Annotated in this window: 17 protein-coding genes; 5 read left to right on the top strand and 12 right to left on the bottom strand. The window is 60.8% G+C overall.

What is annotated here, in order from left to right; genetic code table 11:
- Positions 1-70: 70 nt before the first annotated feature.
- The 6 genes from AOA59_RS16270 to dadA form a co-directional block, all read right to left on the bottom strand.
- Positions 71-1,993 (bottom strand): acetyl-CoA hydrolase/transferase C-terminal domain-containing protein, encoded by a 1,923-nt coding sequence (locus tag AOA59_RS16270; protein ID WP_065931890.1) that lies wholly within the window; start codon positions 1,991-1,993, stop codon positions 71-73.
- Between the two features lie 133 nt (positions 1,994-2,126).
- Positions 2,127-2,543, bottom strand: a complete 417-nt coding sequence (locus AOA59_RS16265; protein WP_099488297.1) for a cytochrome c5 family protein — start codon at positions 2,541-2,543, stop codon at positions 2,127-2,129.
- Positions 2,544-2,724: 181 nt separating this feature from the next.
- A complete protein-coding gene (locus tag AOA59_RS16260; RefSeq protein WP_017135864.1) occupies positions 2,725-3,273 on the bottom strand; it encodes a cupin domain-containing protein in 549 nt (182 codons plus the stop codon).
- Positions 3,274-3,389: 116 nt separating this feature from the next.
- A complete protein-coding gene (alr, locus tag AOA59_RS16255) occupies positions 3,390-4,463 on the bottom strand; it encodes an alanine racemase (protein ID WP_099488295.1) in 1,074 nt (357 codons plus the stop codon).
- A 79-nt stretch (positions 4,464-4,542) separates the two neighbouring features.
- Positions 4,543-4,896 (bottom strand): RidA family protein, encoded by a 354-nt coding sequence (locus AOA59_RS16250; RefSeq protein WP_056860823.1) that lies wholly within the window; start codon positions 4,894-4,896, stop codon positions 4,543-4,545.
- Positions 4,868-6,172 carry a D-amino acid dehydrogenase gene (dadA, locus tag AOA59_RS16245; RefSeq protein ID WP_017135861.1) on the bottom strand — a complete coding sequence of 435 codons (1,305 nt, stop codon included), beginning with the start codon at positions 6,170-6,172 and terminating at the stop codon, positions 4,868-4,870. The genes AOA59_RS16250 and dadA overlap by 29 nt, the downstream gene beginning before the upstream one ends.
- 156 nt (positions 6,173-6,328) lie before the next feature.
- Between dadA and AOA59_RS16240 the strand changes: the two genes are divergently transcribed.
- Positions 6,329-6,817, top strand: a complete 489-nt coding sequence (locus AOA59_RS16240; RefSeq protein WP_003176896.1) for an Lrp/AsnC ligand binding domain-containing protein — start codon at positions 6,329-6,331, stop codon at positions 6,815-6,817.
- A 126-nt stretch (positions 6,818-6,943) separates the two neighbouring features.
- Here the strand turns inward: AOA59_RS16240 and AOA59_RS16235 are convergent, their stop codons facing one another.
- Positions 6,944-7,297, bottom strand: a complete 354-nt coding sequence (locus tag AOA59_RS16235; RefSeq protein WP_017135860.1) for a YkgJ family cysteine cluster protein — start codon at positions 7,295-7,297, stop codon at positions 6,944-6,946.
- Positions 7,298-7,412: 115 nt separating this feature from the next.
- On the opposite strand from AOA59_RS16235, the gene AOA59_RS16230 reads away from it, so the two are divergent.
- Positions 7,413-8,705 carry an FAD-binding oxidoreductase gene (locus tag AOA59_RS16230; protein WP_099488293.1) on the top strand — a complete coding sequence of 431 codons (1,293 nt, stop codon included), beginning with the start codon at positions 7,413-7,415 and terminating at the stop codon, positions 8,703-8,705.
- On the opposite strand, the gene AOA59_RS16225 is transcribed toward AOA59_RS16230, so the two are convergent.
- Positions 8,706-8,930 (bottom strand): DUF1127 domain-containing protein, encoded by a 225-nt coding sequence (locus AOA59_RS16225; RefSeq protein WP_099488292.1) that lies wholly within the window; start codon positions 8,928-8,930, stop codon positions 8,706-8,708.
- 166 nt (positions 8,931-9,096) lie between these two features.
- On the opposite strand from AOA59_RS16225, the gene AOA59_RS16220 reads away from it, so the two are divergent.
- Both AOA59_RS16220 and AOA59_RS16215 read left to right on the top strand, forming a co-directional pair.
- Positions 9,097-10,521 (top strand): PLP-dependent aminotransferase family protein, encoded by a 1,425-nt coding sequence (locus AOA59_RS16220; protein WP_068933817.1) that lies wholly within the window; start codon positions 9,097-9,099, stop codon positions 10,519-10,521.
- A 61-nt stretch (positions 10,522-10,582) separates the two neighbouring features.
- Positions 10,583-12,151, top strand: a complete 1,569-nt coding sequence (locus tag AOA59_RS16215) for a phospholipase D family protein (RefSeq protein ID WP_099488290.1) — start codon at positions 10,583-10,585, stop codon at positions 12,149-12,151.
- A gap of 126 nt (positions 12,152-12,277) precedes the next feature.
- Here the strand turns inward: AOA59_RS16215 and AOA59_RS16210 are convergent, their stop codons facing one another.
- Positions 12,278-13,420 carry an MFS transporter gene (locus AOA59_RS16210; RefSeq protein ID WP_099488288.1) on the bottom strand — a complete coding sequence of 381 codons (1,143 nt, stop codon included), beginning with the start codon at positions 13,418-13,420 and terminating at the stop codon, positions 12,278-12,280.
- 180 nt (positions 13,421-13,600) lie between these two features.
- Entirely contained in the window at positions 13,601-15,094 is a 1,494-nt protein-coding gene (locus AOA59_RS16205; protein ID WP_065931898.1) for an aldehyde dehydrogenase, read from the bottom strand.
- 230 nt (positions 15,095-15,324) lie between these two features.
- On the opposite strand from AOA59_RS16205, the gene AOA59_RS16200 reads away from it, so the two are divergent.
- Entirely contained in the window at positions 15,325-15,687 is a 363-nt protein-coding gene (locus tag AOA59_RS16200; RefSeq protein ID WP_069787131.1) for a cupin domain-containing protein, read from the top strand.
- A 71-nt stretch (positions 15,688-15,758) separates the two neighbouring features.
- Here the strand turns inward: AOA59_RS16200 and rpmG are convergent, their stop codons facing one another.
- Positions 15,759-15,914: a 50S ribosomal protein L33 gene (gene rpmG / locus AOA59_RS16195; protein ID WP_003176906.1), complete on the bottom strand. Its 156-nt coding sequence runs from the start codon at positions 15,912-15,914 to the stop codon at positions 15,759-15,761.
- Positions 15,915-15,925: 11 nt separating this feature from the next.
- Complete coding sequence (gene rpmB / locus AOA59_RS16190; protein ID WP_003176907.1) at positions 15,926-16,159, bottom strand: 50S ribosomal protein L28; 234 nt, start codon at positions 16,157-16,159, stop codon at positions 15,926-15,928.
- Positions 16,160-16,479: the final 320 nt, after the last annotated feature.

The following is a 16,479-nucleotide window of genomic DNA, read 5'->3' as shown; positions in this document are numbered from 1 at the left end:
TCACTGCCTGAACTCGATTAAAAATGGGGGAGCTGGCTTGCCAGCTCCCCCATTTGATTTTTGGTGCCTGTCAGTGCGCGGTGGCCTGCAGGCCGGCGAGCAATAAGCGCTGGTACAGATCCTCTTTCAACCCCTCCGGCTGATCCAGCCGCATGCGCTTCAAATGCTCGGGAAACGCCTCCGGCTCCGGCGCATCCAGTGCCGCCCGGCCCAATTCCAGAATCTCCGTCAGCTTGAATTTGCTCTTGAGCCAGTTAAGGGCGCGCAACAGGTCCCGTTCCTCATCGGTAAAATCAGTGCCCAACGGATATTCCGGGAACAACCGGCGATGCCGCGCCTGAATGCCCTTGAGCCGCTCCGGCGTATTGTCGGAAAAGCGTGGGTCCAGTTCGAAGTCCTTGGGCAGTTTGCCGGCCTTTTGCGCCTGTTCGATCAGGTCGGTCTGGAAGCGTGAGTCGGTGACCTGAAGCAGCGCCTCGATCACCTTGGCATCCGTCTGACCACGCAAATCGGCAATGCCGTATTCGGTGATGACGATATCCCGCAGGTGCCGTGGGATGGTGCAGTGCCCGTACTCCCAGACGATATTGGAACTGACCTCCCCCGCCGACTCGCGCCAGCTGCGCAGAATCAGGATCGAACGCGCACCTTCCAGCGCATGGCCTTGCGCAACAAAGTTGTACTGCCCGCCTACGCCGCTGAGTACGCGGCCGTCTTCAAGCTGGTCGGCCACGCCTGCGCCGAGCAACGTCACCATGATCGCGCTGTTGATAAAGCGCGCATCCAGGCGTTGCAGACGCTTGAGTTCCTCCTGCCCGTACAGCTCGTTGATGTAGCTGATGCCGGTCATGTTGAATTCGAGGCGTTTGGCGTGAGTCATTTCCTGCAAACGCTGGTAAAAGCTGCGCGGCCCGAGGAAGAAACCGCCGTGAATGGAAACACCGTCGGGCTGCGCGGCGTCATCCAGGGTGCCGGCGTTGGCCTGCTGCTGGGTCGTCACATCCGGGTAGACTTTGCGCCGAATAATCCCGGCATCGGCCAGCACCAGCAGGCCGTTGACGAACATTTCACTGCACCCATAAAGGCCGCGGGCAAAGGGCTCGACACCGCCTTCGCGGCTGATTAACGGCGCCCACTGATACACATCCAAGTCAGTCAGCAATAAGCGATAGGCTTCGTTATCGGCCTGGCGCGCCAGCAAGGCGGCGGTCAGCGCATCGCCCATCGAGCCAATGCCAATCTGCAACGTGCCGCCATCGCGCACCAGGGTGCTGGCATGCAAGCCGATAAAGTGGTCTTGAAAGCCGACCGGCATATTCGGTGTGGAGAACAGCGTGGTGCTGTCCTTCTCGTCGATCAGGTAATCGAAGGCGTCCATACCCAGTTCGGCATCGCCGGGCATATAGGGCAAATCGCTGTGAACCTGGCCGACGACAAGGATGGTGTCGCCTGCTTCGCGGCGCTTGGCAATCATCGGCAGCAGGTCGAGGGTGATATCGGGGTTGCAGCTCAGGCTCAGCCGGTCGGGGTGCTCGGCGCTGCTGGCGACCAATTGCGCCACCAGGTTCAAGCCGGCGGCGTTGATATCGCGGGCGGCGTGGCTGTAGTTGCTGCTGACGTAGTCCTGCTGCGCCGACGTACTGTGCAGCAGGCTGCCGGGCTGCATGAAGAACTGCTGCACGCGGATGTTCCTTGGCAGGCTGTCCTTGTGCAAATCCGCTAGAAAGTCCAGCTCGGGATAATCACCAAATACCCGCTCGATAAAGGGTTCGAGAAAGCGCTTCTGCAACCCGTCACCCAGGGTCGGGCGGCCTAGGGCCAGCGCGGTGTAAATCGTCAGCTCGCGCTCCGGCAGCTTGGCGATACGCCGGTACAGCGCGTTGACGAACAGGTTGGGCTTGCCCAAACCGAGCGGCATGCCCATGTGGATATGCGCCGGCAAGCGCGCCAGTACGTCGTCAACTGCTTGCTCGATTGAACACAACTGCACCATCCGACCCTCCTGAACATTCCGTGATTAGGGGTTGGACCGAGCTTGCCGGGTCTTTGCTGCAATGAACAGCGCAGAAGTACAAATCGCAGGCACAAAAAAGCCGCTGGTCAGCGGCTTTTTGGCGAAGATCGGTTTATTTCAAACCCGACATCTTCTCGATTGCACCCTTGAGTTCGGCATCCGAGCAATCGGCGCAGGTACCTTTAGGCGGCATGGCATTCAGGCCGGTGATGGCCTTGGCCAACAGGCCATCGAGGCCGCCTTGATGATCGGCGCGGTCTTTCCAGGCTGCGGTGTCACCGATTTTTGGTGCACCCAGCAAACCGGTGCCGTGGCATGCATTGCAGTGCTTGGCAATCACGTCATCCGGTGTCTTCGCGCCACCGCCGCCGCCCGCAGCCACGGCAACTTCCATCCCTTTACATTCCTGGCCCTGGACACACACCTGGCCGACAGGCTCCAGGCGCTTGGCAATTTCATCATTGGTCGCAGCTTGAGCGCTGACAGCCCATAGGGCCAGTACGGTTGCTGGTGCAGCCAGCATTTTCATAATTAGGTTCACGCGTTCACCCTCAATGGTGGCTATTCACGCCTGCGGCCACGGTTTCGCAGGCGGCGAAAGTATAACGGTTAGCCCGTCAGGCCGAAACAACCCTATTAAATAAAGGGAGATTCGGCCCCACGGTTACAGCGACGGGTATGTCTGCAACGCTGGCAGCACGCCTCTTCTGTCAAAAGTTCGCAGGTGTGGCTGCGCTGATTAGTCGCGCCGGCACATCGAACGGGTTGCGAAAACGATGCGGCTTGGTGCTTTCAAAGTAGTAGCTATCGCCGGCTTCGAGCACAAAAGTTTCAAGACCGACCACCAACTCCAAACGACCTTCCACCAGAATCCCGGTTTCTTCGCCTTCGTGGGTGAGCATTTCTTCGCCCGTGTCGGCGCCCGGCGGGTAGATCTCGTTAAGAAACGCAATCGCCCGGCTGGGGTGCGCGCGCCCCACGAGTTTCATGGTGACGGCACCGTCCGAGATGTCGATCAGCTCATTGGCTTTATAGACGATCTGCGTCGGTTTTTCCTGGAGGATCTCCTCGGAAAAGAACTCGACCATGGACATGGGGATGCCGCCCAGCACCTTGCGCAAGGAGCTGATCGAGGGGCTGACACTGTTTTTTTCGATCATCGAAATGGTGCTGTTGGTGACACCCGCGCGCTTGGCGAGCTCACGCTGGGAAAGACCTTTGAGTTTACGGATGGATTGCAGTCGTTCGCCGACGTCCAATGCAGGAGCCTCCTAGGATTCAGGCTTTGTTGTAGTTGAGCGTTATCATGGCGACAGCGTTCAGTATTTACAACACTTGGGCCTAAATCCCGGCAGGCTCTGCTCGTAGGCGCGGCTTAAGCCCCGCAATAGAGCCTTGGCACGCGGCGCAGGTTACAGAAAATCTGGTAGGGGATAGTCTCGGCAGCCGCCGCGACGTCACTGGCAAGGATATTTTTGCCCCACAGCTCCACGCTGGAACCGAGCCCGGCCTGGGGCACGTCGGTGAGGTCAACGCAGAGCATGTCCATGGACACACGGCCCAGCAACTGGCTGCGCTGGCCTGCCACCAGCACTGGCGTGCCGGTCGGTGCATGGCGCGGGTAGCCGTCGGCATAGCCCATGGCAACCACGCCGACGCGCATCGGTTTTGGCGTGATGAACTTGGCGCCGTAACCGATCGGCTCACCGGCCGGCAGTTCACGCACGCAGATGACTTTCGATTCCAGGGTCATCACCGGCTGCAAACGTGCGGCAATGGCCTGGTCCTCACCAAACGGCGTGGCACCGTAGAGCATGATGCCAGGGCGCACCCAGTCGCTGGACATAGTCGGCCAGCCCATCACCGACGGCGAATTGCGCAGGCTCACTTCGGCCGACAACCCTTGGCGTGCCGCTTCAAACACCGCCACTTGCTCATCACTGCGCACGCAATCGAGCTCATCGGCGCGGGCGAAGTGGCTCATGAGTACGATCTTGGCCACTTTGCCGCTGGCCAGCAGGCGCTGGTACGCCTCGTGGTAATCCTTGGGGTGCAGGCCCACGCGGTGCATGCCCGAGTCGAGCTTGAGCCAAATGGTCAGCGGTTTGCTCAGCCGGGCTTGCTCGATGGCTTCCAACTGCCACAACGAATGCACCACGCACCAAAAATCATGCTCGATGATCAGCGGTAATTCGTCAGCTTCGAAAAAACCTTCCAGCAGCAATACCGGCGCACGAATCCCCGCAGCCCGCAGCTCCAATGCCTCCTCGATGCACGCCACCGCAAAGCCATCCGCCTCGGCTTCCAGCGCCTGGGCCACACGTACGGCACCATGGCCATAGGCATCCGCTTTGACCACCGCGAGGGCCTTGGCCCCCGTGACTTCACGGGCCAGTTGGTAGTTATGGCGCAGGGCTTGGAGGTCGATCAGGGCACGGGCAGGACGCATGGCGGCAGGCTTCTAGGCGGTAAAGTGAAGAAAAACCGGCGCCGACTATCAGCCACGGCACCGGGGGAAAAAGCTACGTTTAAGGCAGCGCCGCCACCACGGACAGCTCTACCAGAATTTCCGGTTCGCACAGCTTGGCCTCAACCGTCGCACGGGCCGGAGCCACGCCTTTAGGCAGCCACTTGTCCCACACTGCGTTCATGCCGGCGAAATCGGCGTCGATGTCTTTGAGGTAGATCGTCACCGACAGCAACTTGGTTTTGTCGGTGCCGGCCAGGTCCAGCAAGCGCTCGATATTGGCCAGAGTTTCGCGGGTCTGCTGTTCAATCCCGGCATTCATGTCGTCGCCGACTTGCCCTGCCAGATACACGGTACCGCTGTGAACAACGACCTGGCTCATGCGCTCATTGGTGAGCTGGCGCTGGATTGACATGTTTTGCGGACTCCTGGTGGTTGCTGCCGTAACGGGAAATATCGAGACCTTCGGCGCTGATCTGCGGCGTTTTTTTCGCCATCAGGTCAGCCAGCAAGCGGCCAGAGCCGCACGCCATGGTCCAGCCAAGGGTGCCGTGGCCGGTGTTCAGGAACAGGTTCTTGAACGGGGTGGCGCCGACAATCGGCGTGCCGTCGGGTGTGGTCGGGCGCAGGCCGGTCCAGAAAGTGGCCTCGGTCAAATCGCCGCCCTGAGGATAAAGGTCGTTGACGATCATCTCCAGGGTTTCACGTCGACGAGGGTTCAGCGACAGGTCAAAACCGGCTATTTCAGCCATGCCGCCGACGCGAATGCGGTTGTCGAAGCGGGTGATCGCGACCTTGTAGGTTTCATCCAGAATGGTCGAAGTCGGCGCCATCGCCGGGTTGGTGATCGGCACGGTCAGCGAGTAGCCCTTGAGCGGATACACCGGCGCCTTGATCCCCAGCGGCTTGAGCAGCTTGGGCGAGTAACTGCCCAGGGCCAGTACGTAGCGGTCGGCGGTTTCCAGCTTGCCATCGATCCACACGCCATTGACGCGATCACCGGCGTAGTCGAGGCGCTGGATGTCCTGCTCGAAACGGAATTCCACGCCCAACTGCTTGCACATGTCCACCAGACGCGTGGTGAACATCTGGCAGTCGCCGGTCTGGTCGTTGGGCAGGCGCAAGGCGCCGGCGAGGATATCGGTGACGCTGGCCAGGGCTGGCTCAACGCGGGCAATGCCGGCGCGGTCGAGCAGCTCGAACGGCACGCCGGATTCTTTCAATACGGCGATGTCTTTGGCCGCGCCATCCAACTGAGCCTGGGTGCGAAACAACTGGGTAGTGCCGAGGCTGCGGCCTTCGTAGGCAATACCGGTTTCTGCACGCAATTCGTCGAGGCAATCACGGCTGTACTCGGACAGGCGCACCATGCGCTCTTTGTTCACCGCGTAACGGCTCTGGGTGCAGTTGCGCAGCATCTGCGCCATCCACAGGTACTGATCGATATCGGCGGTGGCCTTGATCGCCAGTGGCGCGTGGCGTTGCAGCAACCACTTGATGGCCTTGAGCGGCACGCCTGGCGCGGCCCATGGCGAGGCATAACCCGGTGACACCTGGCCTGCGTTGGCGAAACTGGTTTCCATGGCAGCGGCGGGCTGACGGTCGACCACAACCACTTCAAAGCCGGCCCGCGCCAAATAGTAGGCACTGGTCACCCCAATGACGCCGCTACCCAAGACCAGAACGCGCATTTTTATATCCTCATCACGGGCTTAGCCGCTGACGTGTGTTATTCGAGCAATGATGGGCGCAGTGTAAAAAACAATGACCAGTGCATTTCACTATATAAATGCCTATATTTGGCGACAATTCTCGGCAAAAACCCTTTTCACAGAGGCGTATCCCCTATGCGTACCAACACCCAGACCAAGCGGGAGCTGGACAAGATCGACCGCAATATCCTGCGCATCCTGCAAACCGATGGGCGTATTTCGTTCACGGAGCTGGGGGAAAAGGTCGGGCTGTCGACCACGCCGTGCACCGAGCGGGTCCGCCGCCTGGAGCGCGAAGGGATCATCATGGGCTACAACGCGCGGCTCAACCCGCAGCATTTGAAGGGGAGTTTGCTGGTATTTGTCGAGATCAGCCTGGATTACAAGTCGGGCGACACCTTTGAGGAATTCCGCCGCGCCGTGCTGAAGCTGCCCCATGTGCTGGAGTGCCACTTGGTGTCAGGCGACTTCGACTACCTGGTGAAGGCGCGGATTTCCGAGATGGCCTCGTACCGCAAATTGCTCGGCGATATCTTGCTCAAACTGCCGCATGTGCGCGAATCCAAGAGCTATATCGTGATGGAAGAGGTGAAAGAGAGCCTTAACCTGCCGATCCCGGATTAACTGACACGATGTGGTCAATGTGGAAGCTGGCTTGCCTGCGATAGCGGTGTGCCAGGAAACATCATTCTGACTGAACCACCGCTATCGCAGGCAAGCCAGCTCCCACATTTTGAGCGAGTACTTATGCTAGACCAGTACTTGCCGGGTGCTCGCCATGTATTCATGAATCTGTTTTTCCACCCGAGGATGAATCAACTCCACCGGCCGCCGCCCATTCGGGCACGGCAACGTCTTGGTAGTGCCAAACAACCGGCAAATCAGCGGCCGCTCGTCATACACGGTGCAGCCGTTCGGCCCCAGGTGCACGCAGTTCAGCTCGTCCATGGCCGCCTCCTGCTCGGCGGCAGTCTTGCGGGGCAGGCGCGACATTTCCTCGGGCGAGGTGGTCACCGGCCCACAGCAGTCGTGGCAGCCGGGGACACACTCGAACGAAGGGATCTGCCTGCGCAGCGCGCTGATTTTCTGGCTGTTGCAACTCATCGAAACACTTACCGAACGGCGAATAGGCGTGGATTCTGACGCAAAACGTGCTGCGCAGACAGCTTCGTCCGACCGCTGTATCCTGCGTCAAATTTTCCAAACAGGGATGCTCCCCATGACCGCCAGCGCCCGGCACACCGCTTCCTACTACGCCGCCAGCAGCGTTTCACAGCCAGACTACCCGGCGTTGATGGGCGAAGTGCGCGCCGATGTGTGCGTGATTGGCGGCGGCTATTCCGGCATAAACACAGCGCTTGAGCTGGCCGAACGCGGCTTTAGCGTGGTGCTGCTGGAAGCGCGCAAGCTCGGCTGGGGTGCCAGCGGCCGCAACGGCGGGCAGTTGATTCGCGGCGTCGGCCACGGCCTGGACCAGTTCAGCAACGTGATCGGCAGCGACGGCGTGCGCCAGATGAAGCTGATGGGCCTGGAAGCCGTCGAGATCGTGCGCGAGCGGGTCGAGCGCTATCAGATCCCCTGCGACCTGACCTGGGGTTACTGCGACCTCGCCAACAAACCCCGCGATTTGATCGGCCTGGCCGAAGACGCCGAAGAACTGCGCAACCTCGGTTATCGCCATGAAGTGCGTCTGCTGCAAGCCAACGAGATGAGCAGCGTGATCGGCTCCGAGCGCTATGTGGGCGGCATGATCGACATGGGTTCCGGCCATTTGCACCCGCTGAACCTGGCCCTCGGCGAAGCTGCCGCCGCGCAGCAGCTGGGCGTGAAGTTGTTTGAGCAGTCCGAAGTGACGCGCATCGACTACGGCCCCGAGGTCAAGGTGCACACCGCCAAAGGCAACGTGCGCGCCAACACCCTGGTGCTGGCCTGCAACGCTTATCTCAACGGCCTGAACCCGCATTTAAGCGGCAAGGTGCTGCCCGCCGGCAGCTACATCATCGCCACCGAATCCTTGAGTGAAGCCCAGGCCGCCAGCCTGCTGCCGCAGAACATGGCGGTGTGCGATCAACGCGTGACCGTGGATTACTTCCGCCTGTCCGCCGACCGCCGCCTGCTGTTCGGCGGAGCCTGCCACTATTCCGGCCGCGACCCGCAGGACATCGGCGCCTATATGCGCCCCAAAATGCTCAAGGTGTTCCCGCAACTGGCGGACGTGAAGATCGACTACCAATGGGGCGGCATGATCGGCATCGGCGCCAACCGCCTGCCGCAGATCGGCCGGCTGGCCGAACATCCCAATGTGTATTACGCCCAGGCATACGCCGGCCACGGCCTCAACGCCACCCACCTGGCAGGCAAGCTGCTGGCCGAAGCCATCAGCGGCCAACAGCAGGGGCGTTTTGATTTGTTCGCCCAAGTGCCGCACATCACCTTCCCCGGCGGCCAACATCTGCGCTCGCCGCTGTTGGCGCTGGGGATGCTCTGGCACCGCTTCAAAGAGCTGCTCTGATCAGTCGCGCCAGAACGGCTTCATGCCCTCCTGGCGCGCCTGTTCGGCGGTCAACCCGACGTCACGCAGTTGCTCACCGGTCAGGTGCAGCAAGGCTTTGCGCGTGCGGCGGCGGTGCCAGAACAGACTCCAGCGGCTGATATCGCGCGGCGCCTTCGCCCGCTCCTGCCCTGCCTGCAATTGCTGACTGTGTAACATCAGCCGCACATCGCTCATGCCGTTCATCGTGTTGCCCCTCATTTGCCTGTTGCCATGAGTGACTAGGATGGGCGTGCAGGCAAAACCATTACAGATTCAACTCACCTTTATTAAATCCATACAGATACTGCCCATGAAGGGCTGAATCCTGTATTTTGCGCCTATCTGTACTGGTCCCATCGGAGCGATCACCATGACCCTCTACGTCAACCTCGCCGAATTACTGGGCACGCGCATCGAACAGGGCTTCTATCGCCCCGGCGATCGCTTGCCGTCCGTGCGGGCCTTGAGTGTGGAACACGGGGTGAGCCTGAGCACCGTGCAACAAGCCTATCGCTTGCTGGAAGACAACGGCCTGGCGATGCCAAAGCCCAAGTCTGGCTACTTTGTGCCGGTCGGACGCGAGTTGCCGGCGCTGCCGGAAATCGGCCGCCCGGCACAGCGCCCGGTGGAAATTTCGCAGTGGGACCAGGTGCTGGAACTGATTCGCGCCGTGCCGCGCAAAGACGTCATACAGATGGGCCGTGGCATGCCGGACGTATTGTCGCCGACCATGAAGCCCCTGCTGCGCAGCCTGGCCCGCGTGAGCCGACGCCAGGACCTGCCGGGGCTGTATTACGACAATATCCTTGGCTGTATGGAGTTGCGTGAGCAGATCGCCCGACTGTCTCTGGATTCCGGCTGCCAGCTGACTGCCGAAGATATCGTGATCACCACCGGCTGCCATGAGGCGCTGTCTGCCAGCATTCACGCGATTTGCGAGCCTGGGGATATTGTCGCAGTCGACTCGCCAAGCTTTCACGGCGCCATGCAGACCCTCAAAGGCCTGGGCATGAAGGCGCTGGAAATCCCCACCGACCCCATCACCGGTATCAGCCTCGAAGCACTGGAGCTGGCGTTGGAACAGTGGCCGATCAAGGTCATCCAGCTGACGCCCAACTGCAATAACCCGCTGGGCTACATCATGCCCGAGGCACGCAAACGCGCGCTGCTGACCCTGGCCCAGCGTTTTGACGTGGCGATTATTGAAGACGATGTGTATGGCGAATTGGCCTACAGCTACCCGCGCCCACGCACGATCAAATCCTTCGACGAAGATGGCCGCGTGCTGCTGTGCAGCTCGTTCTCGAAAACCCTGGCACCCGGCCTGCGCATCGGCTGGGTGGCGCCGGGGCGTTATCTGGAGCGGGTGCTGCACATGAAATACATCAGCACCGGTTCCACGGCGACGCAACCGCAGATCGCCATCGCCGAGTTTCTCAAAAACGGCCACTTCGAACCGCATTTGCGGCGCATGCGCACCCAATACCAGCGTAATCGCGACTTGATGCTCGATTGGGTCAGCCGTTATTTCCCCGCAGGCACCCGTGCCAGCCGGCCCCAAGGCAGCTTCATGCTGTGGGTGGAGCTGCCGGAAGGCTTTGATACCTTGAAACTCAACCGCGTGCTGGTGGAACAAGGCGTACAGGTGGCAGTGGGCAGCATCTTTTCCGCCTCCGGCAAATACCGTAATTGCCTGCGCATGAACTACGCTGCCAAGCCAACGCCGCAGATCGAAGAGGCAGTGCGCAAGGTCGGCGCCGCCGCGATGAAGATGCTCGCCGAGGTGACCGACTGACCTTTCCCCGCAATCTGCCGTCATATCCCACAACCGCCCCGACCTGGAAGCAGTGCCCTTGATGATTCGACGGCTTTTACCGTTTTTGCTGCTGAGCGCCCTGGCCCTGGCCGGCTGCGCCACGGTCGATGCACCGCGCATCTCCAGCGACGCCCTGCCTGCGGCGCAATCCTCATTCGGCCGCTCGATCCAGGCCCAGGCGGCGCCGTACCAGGGTCGTTCGGGCTTTCGATTGCTGCCCAATAGCAGCGAAGCCTTCATGGCCCGTGCCGAGCTGATCCGCAATGCCCAGAGCAGCCTCGACCTGCAGTACTACATCGTGCACGACGGCATCAGCACGCGCATGCTCGTGGATGAACTGCTCAAAGCCGCCGACCGTGGCGTGCGCATCCGCATCCTGCTGGACGACACCACCAGCGACGGCCTCGATCAGGTTATTGCCACCCTCGCCGCCCACCCGCAGATCCAGATTCGCCTGTTCAACCCGCTGCACCTGGGCCGCAGCACCGGCGTGACACGGGCGATGGGCCGGCTGTTCAACCTGTCGCTGCAACACCGGCGCATGCACAACAAGCTGTGGCTGGCGGATAACAGCGTGGCCATTGTCGGCGGGCGCAACCTGGGCGATGAGTATTTCGATGCCGAGCCCAACCTCAACTTCACCGATATCGACATGCTCAGCGTCGGCCCGGTGGCCGAGCAGCTCGGGCATAGCTTTGATCAGTACTGGAACAGCGCGCTGAGCAAGCCCATCGACGATTTCGTCTCAAGCACCCCATCCAGGGGCGACCTGAACGCCGCACGCGCACGCCTGCAAGATTCGCTGGCCGAGTCGCGTCAGCAGAATCACGCCCTCTACAACCGCTTGCGCACTTACCAGACACAACCGCGCATGGACATCTGGCGCCGCGAGCTGATCTGGGCCTGGAACCAGGCGCTGTGGGATGCGCCGAGCAAAGTGCTGGCCAAGGCCGACCCCGATCCACGCTTGCTGTTGACCACGCAACTGGCACCGGAGCTGGAGGGCGTCAGCCATGAGCTGATGATGATTTCGGCGTATTTCGTACCGGGGCAACCCGGGCTGGTGTACCTGACCGGGCGCGCCGATGCGGGTGTATCAGTCAGCCTGCTGACCAATTCCCTCGAAGCCACCGACGTACCCGCCGTGCACGGCGGCTATGCACCCTATCGCAAGGCGTTGCTGGAACACGGCGTGAAACTCTACGAGCTGCGCCGCCAACCGGGCGATCCAAGTTCAGGCAGCGGACCGCACCTGTTTCGCCGCGGCACCTTTCGCGGCTCGGACTCCAGCCTGCACAGCAAGTCGATGATCTTTGATCGGCAAAAGTCGTTTATCGGCTCGTTCAACTTCGACCCGCGCTCGGTGCTGTGGAACACCGAAGTCGGGGTGCTGGTGGACAGCCCCGAGCTGGCGGAACACGTGCGCAACCTGGCGCTGCAAGGCATGGCGCCGGCGTTGAGCTATGAGGCGAAACTGCAAAATGGCCAGGTGGTGTGGGTGACCGAGGATAACGGCCAATTGCACACCCTGACACGGGAGCCGGGCAGTTGGTGGCGCCGGTTTAATGCGTGGTTCGCCACCAGTGTTGGCCTGGAGCGCATGCTGTAAGAAAGGTGCAGCTCAACTGTGGGAGCCGGGCTTGCCCGCCATGGCGGAGTGTCAGGTACTTATGGGCAAGCTGGCACACCGCTATCGCAGGCAAGCCAGCTCCCACAGTTGATTGCATTTCAAGGTTTAAGCAGGCTGTGCGCCGCCGAATGCGCCTTGGCGCAGCAGCAACACCACCAGCCCCAGCGCCCCGGCCGCCATCAGCAACGGCAGCGCATGCCCGCTGATCCATTGGCTGCCCGCCCCGGCTACCAGCGGGCCGATCAGGCAACCAATGCCCCACAGCTGCGCCACGTGGGCATTGGCGCGCACCAGCGCGTCGTCGCGATAACGCTCACCGATCAGGATCAGCGACAAGGTGAACAACCCACCGGCGCTGGCGCCAAAGATCACCCACACCGGCCATATCAATTGCGTATGCAGCAGCAATGGAATCGCCAGGCTTGAGGCCAGCAACAACACCGCGCAGCTCAAGAACAAGGTGCGGCGCGGCAGGTAGTCGGCCAAAGCACCAATGGGCAATTGCAACAGCGCATCACCGACCACCACGGTGCTGACCATGGCCAAGGCAATCTCGGCAGTGAAGCCCTGCTGCAGGCAATACACCGGCAGCAGCGTCAGAATCATCGCCTCGAACGCGGCGAACAAGGCCACCGCCCAGGCAATTGCCGGCAAAGTCAGGCAGAAGCGCCACAGGTCACTGAAGGTCACGCTGAAGGACTCGGCGGTGGGAGCGCCGGAACGCCCCAGCAGCAACAGCGGCGCAACCACCAACAAGCCAACGCCCACCCAGAAGCCATAGTCATGGTCAGTGCCGAGTACGCCCAGCAGCAGCGGGCCCGACAATTGGCTCAAGGCATAGCTGCAGCCGTACAGCGCCACCAGGCGGCCACGCCATTGCTCAACCACCAACTGGTTGATCCAGCTTTCACCCAGGATAAACACGATGGTCAGGATCACGCCGATCATCAGCCGCAGCACCAGCCACACCGGGTAGCTGGGCAGGATCGCCAATAAGCCTATGGAGATGGCACCGGCCCACAAGCACAGGCGCATCAGGTTGGCGGTGCCCAGCCACGAGGCCATCCGGCTGGAGACCTTCGCGCCGAGCAGTACGCCAAAAGCCGGCATGGCGGCCATCACGCCAATGGCGAAGCTGCCATAGCCCCAGCCTTCGAGACGCAGGGACACCAGCGGCATGCTGACGCCCAGGGCCAGGCCGACGCTGAGGACAGAGGCCAGCACGGCGAAATAAGTCGCCCAACGCATTTCCACGCTCCTGTGGATAATTATCAAGATCACACAAAACAGTGTGGGAGCGGGCTTGTGTGGGAGCCGGGCTTGCCCGCGATGCAGGCACCTCGGTGTGTCAGTTACACCTTGGTGATGCTATCGCAGGCAAGCCAGCTCCCACACAAGCCGGCTCCCACATTTGACCTGCGGTGTTGCTTACAGCTTGATCCAGGTCGATTTCAGCTCGGTGTACTTGTCGAACGCATGCAGCGACTTGTCGCGACCGTTACCCGACTGTTTGAAACCACCAAACGGCGCGGTCATGTCGCCGCCATCGTATTGGTTGACCCACACGCTACCGGCGCGCAAAGCCTTGGCAGTCAGGTGTGCCTTGGAGATATCGGCGGTCCACACGGCTGCGGCCAGGCCATAAACGGTGTCGTTGGCAATGGCGACCGCTTCTTCGGCGCTGTCGAAAGTGATCACCGACAGCACTGGGCCGAAGATTTCTTCCTGGGCGATCTTCATGGCGTTGGTCACGCCGTCGAAAATCGTCGGCTCCACATAGGTGCCACCGGTTTCTTGCAGGGTGCGCTTGCCGCCCGCCACCAGCTTGGCGCCGTCGGCATGGCCTGCTTCGATGTATGACAGCACGGTGTTCATCTGCTGGGTGTCCACCAGGGCACCGACGTTGGTCGCCGGGTCCAGCGGGTTGCCTGGCTTCCAGCCCTTGAGAGCCTCGATCACCAGCGGCAGGAATTTATCCTTGATGGAGCGCTCGACCAGCAGGCGCGAGCCGGCGGTGCAGACTTCGCCCTGGTTGAAGGCGATGGCACCCGCGGCAGATTCGGCGGCGGCTTGCAGGTCCGGCGCATCGGCAAACACGATGTTCGGGCTCTTGCCGCCCGCTTCAAGCCACACGCGCTTCATGTTCGACTCGCCGGAGCGGATCAACAGTTGCTTGGCGATTTTTGTGGAACCGGTAAACACCAGGGTGTCGACGTCCATGTGCAGCGCCAGCGCGTTGCCGACGGTGTGACCGTAGCCCGGCAGCACGTTCAACACGCCTTTTGGAATGCCGGCTTCAACCGCCAGGGCCGCGATGCGGATAGCCGTCAGCGGGGATTTTTCGGACGGCTTGAGGATCACCGAGTTACCGGTGGACAGCGCAGGGCCGAGTTTCCAGCACGCCATCATCAGCGGGAAGTTCCACGGCACGATGGCACCCACTACGCCGACCGGCTCGCGGGTCACCAGGCCCAACTGGTTGTGCGGGGTGGCGGCGACTTCGTCGTAAATCTTGTCGATCGCCTCGCCGCTCCAGCTAAGGGCGTTGGCGGCGCCAGGCACGTCAATTCCCAGGGAGTCGGAAATCGGCTTGCCCATGTCCAGGGTTTCGAGCAGCGCCAGCTCTTCGGCATTGGCGTTGAGCAGCGCCGCGAAACGGATCATGACGGCTTTGCGCTTGGCCGGCGCCAGGCGCGACCAGACACCGGAATTGAACGTCGCGCGGGCGTTTTCGACAGCACGCTGGGCGTCGGCGGCGTCACAGCTGGCAACGGTGGTCAGCAAGCGGCCATCGACCGGGCTGATGCATTCGAACGTGTCACCGGAAACAGCAGCGGTGTACTCACCATTGATGTAGGCGCGGCCTTCGATCTTCAGATCCTTGGCGCGTTGTTCCCAATCGGCACGGGTCAGGGTGGTCATGCGAGTGTCCTCCTCTTATTGAATACAAGGGCCAGGTGATGTCCCCCGGCAGCCTCAAAGAATTCTTGCCCGGCCAGCCTGCTGTTCGGCTCAAGGCAGCTGCCACCCTAAACCAGCGGCTGGGGGTGTTTCAATATATTTGACATAACGGCGGTAAACGCCCTTGCGATGTTCATTTTAATAAACATAGACTTTGGGCTCTCCAACCGCAGGCCAGACGGGACACGCACATGAGCATCCAGGATATCGTCGACTTCAGCCAAGCCAACACCACCCCGGAACGCTATCGCCCGGCCGCCGAAAAAATCCTCAAGGGCGACCCCGAGCAGACCCTTTATAACCACTACAACAGCCCGTGCGGTCAGATGAGCGCAGGCGTGTGGGAAGGTGAAGTCGGGCAGTGGAAGGTCAATTACAGCGAGCATGAGTATTGCGAGATTGTGCAGGGGGTTTCGGTACTGCGTGATGCCGATGGCAACGCCAAGACCTTGCGTGCCGGCGACCGTTTCGTGATCCCTGCCGGGTTCAGCGGCACCTGGGAAGTGCTGGAGCCGTGCCGCAAGATCTACGTAGTGTTCGAGCAGAAAGCCTGATCAGCACATTTCAGGCAAAAAAAAGCCCGTCTCGTGAGAGACGGGCTTTTTTTCACAAGGAAGAAAATCAATTACTTGATTTTGCCTTCTTTGTAGATCACGTGCTTGCGAACGCGCGGGTCGAACATTTTCTTTTCGAGCTTGTCCGGGGTAGTACGCTTGTTCTTGTCGGTAGTGTAGAAGTGACCAGTACCGGCGCTAGAGATCATTCGAATCAATTCACGCATGATAAAGCTCCTTAAATCTTGCCAGCGGCGCGGATTTCGGCCAGCACGACAGTGATGCCACGCTTGTCGATGATACGCATGCCTTTGGCAGATACACGCAGGCGAACAAAACGTTTCTCTTCTTCAACCCAGAAGCGGTGATGCTGCAGGTTCGGCAGGAAACGACGACGGGTTTTGTTATTTGCGTGGGAAATGTTATTCCCAGTCACCGGACCCTTACCGGTAACTTGACAGACTCTCGACATGCCTCAGCCCTCTAAAACCACATGCCCAACCCGGCATGGGTTGGCCGCTTAATCTCTCAGTCATTTGGCGCCAGGCGCCGCGTTTCTTTAAGGGTCTTACCGGCTACACCTACAGTGAAGGAACCGGGCCCCTAGAAAAGAGCGCTGCTTTATACCAGAAAGACCCTGATGCAACAACAGCCCGTGTGTTTTTACCGGCGTAAATCTTGGCAATAGATGCCCGAACCGTTGCCAGGAGGGGCCGCTGCAACAGCCGACCACTCGTCGCACAGAATGATTTACCGCGCCCGCCGGCACACAAAAGTGCAAGACGAAACGCG

Source organism: Pseudomonas sp. 2822-15 (assembly GCF_002742515.1).
GTDB classification, from domain to species: Bacteria; Pseudomonadota; Gammaproteobacteria; order Pseudomonadales; family Pseudomonadaceae; genus Aquipseudomonas; species Aquipseudomonas salomonii.
Note: the sequence above shows the minus strand (reverse complement) of the source record. Positions and strands in the feature narration are given on the sequence as shown.

Excerpts from the sequence above, each read along its gene's own strand:
- AOA59_RS16250 (WP_056860823.1), bottom strand. The coding sequence starts at position 4,896 with ATGTCAATCCAGCGCCAGCTCACCAATGAGCGCATGAGCCAGGTCGTT.
- AOA59_RS16235 (WP_017135860.1), bottom strand. The coding sequence starts at position 7,297 with ATGAGTTGCAACAGCCAGAAAATCAGCGCGCTGCGCAGGCAGATCCCT.
- AOA59_RS16210 (WP_099488288.1), bottom strand. The coding sequence starts at position 13,420 with ATGCGTTGGGCGACTTATTTCGCCGTGCTGGCCTCTGTCCTCAGCGTC.
- AOA59_RS16270 (WP_065931890.1), bottom strand. The coding sequence starts at position 1,993 with ATGGTGCAGTTGTGTTCAATCGAGCAAGCAGTTGACGACGTACTGGCG.
- AOA59_RS16215 (WP_099488290.1), top strand. The coding sequence starts at position 10,583 with ATGATTCGACGGCTTTTACCGTTTTTGCTGCTGAGCGCCCTGGCCCTG.
- AOA59_RS16205 (WP_065931898.1), bottom strand. The coding sequence starts at position 15,094 with ATGACCACCCTGACCCGTGCCGATTGGGAACAACGCGCCAAGGATCTG.
- dadA (WP_017135861.1), bottom strand. The coding sequence starts at position 6,172 with ATGCGCGTTCTGGTCTTGGGTAGCGGCGTCATTGGGGTGACCAGTGCC.
- AOA59_RS16265 (WP_099488297.1), bottom strand. The coding sequence starts at position 2,543 with ATGAAAATGCTGGCTGCACCAGCAACCGTACTGGCCCTATGGGCTGTC.
- AOA59_RS16240 (WP_003176896.1), top strand. The coding sequence starts at position 6,329 with ATGCGTACCAACACCCAGACCAAGCGGGAGCTGGACAAGATCGACCGC.
- rpmG (WP_003176906.1), bottom strand. The coding sequence starts at position 15,914 with ATGCGTGAATTGATTCGAATGATCTCTAGCGCCGGTACTGGTCACTTC.
- AOA59_RS16230 (WP_099488293.1), top strand. The coding sequence starts at position 7,413 with ATGACCGCCAGCGCCCGGCACACCGCTTCCTACTACGCCGCCAGCAGC.
- AOA59_RS16200 (WP_069787131.1), top strand. The coding sequence starts at position 15,325 with ATGAGCATCCAGGATATCGTCGACTTCAGCCAAGCCAACACCACCCCG.
- AOA59_RS16220 (WP_068933817.1), top strand. The coding sequence starts at position 9,097 with ATGACCCTCTACGTCAACCTCGCCGAATTACTGGGCACGCGCATCGAA.
- rpmB (WP_003176907.1), bottom strand. The coding sequence starts at position 16,159 with ATGTCGAGAGTCTGTCAAGTTACCGGTAAGGGTCCGGTGACTGGGAAT.
- AOA59_RS16225 (WP_099488292.1), bottom strand. The coding sequence starts at position 8,930 with ATGAACGGCATGAGCGATGTGCGGCTGATGTTACACAGTCAGCAATTG.
- alr (WP_099488295.1), bottom strand. The coding sequence starts at position 4,463 with ATGCGTCCTGCCCGTGCCCTGATCGACCTCCAAGCCCTGCGCCATAAC.